Genomic DNA, 703 nt, shown 5'->3' on the forward strand with positions numbered 1-703 from the left:
TCCCGTCCCTGCCAACGCGTTCCCCACGTTCCAGACCTTGCCGCGGTGAAAGAAACGCAGCGGATCGGCACGCCCGCGCTACCAAATAGGCCCCGAAACAAACTCTGGTGAATAGGAACGGCTAGCGCAGGTAGGTCTTGTCCTTCGCTCGGTCCGGCTCACGGGCGGACGTACTGTCAGTCTCGTTGCGGTGCCGAGCGCCTGCTGGCGTGATCCGGTCCTGCATGCCCACGTGCTCGACCTCAAGAGAACCCGTGAACTCAGCGGGCAACGCCTTGTGCTGGTGCCCGAGAGCGTCATCCGGGCCGAGCCGCGGCTGACCAATGCACTGCTCGTGTCGGCCTGTGACGGTGTGCGTGTCACGCCGCGCGAGCGCTTCATCCTGCTCTCCCATCTTGCTGAGATTGGCGGCACCGCCTCGCTCGAAGCCTGCACCGAGTGGCTCGCCGGCAGCTCCGATCCAGCTGGAGCGGTGCTGCGGCTTGCCGCCGAGCGTGTCCTGATGATCGCCCTCGACCGGCCGATCAACTTACAGAGCGAGGTTAGCCTCGCTGCTTGGCGCTGAATCTGCATCTATGAGGACTCTGATGTTCGTTGTCAATGAGCTTGGACGTGGGAGTGCGATCCCAGGGCGGGAGCCGGGTGTGGCAGGATGGAGCGATTGCGCAGGGCTGGCGGCAGAGCCGTCAAGACGACGGTTGAG

General features: G+C 64.4%; 1 protein-coding gene. It reads left to right on the forward strand.

The genetic code is table 11. The annotated features are described in order from the left end of the window. Positions 1-232: 232 nt before the first annotated feature. Positions 233-565 (forward strand): hypothetical protein, encoded by a 333-nt coding sequence (locus FS320_RS44590; RefSeq protein ID WP_152718803.1) that lies wholly within the window; start codon positions 233-235, stop codon positions 563-565. The last annotated feature ends 138 nt before the right edge of the window (positions 566-703 follow it).

Origin of the sequence: Microvirga tunisiensis (genome assembly GCF_009296175.1) — a bacterium.
GTDB classification, from domain to species: domain Bacteria; phylum Pseudomonadota; class Alphaproteobacteria; order Rhizobiales; family Beijerinckiaceae; genus Microvirga; species Microvirga tunisiensis.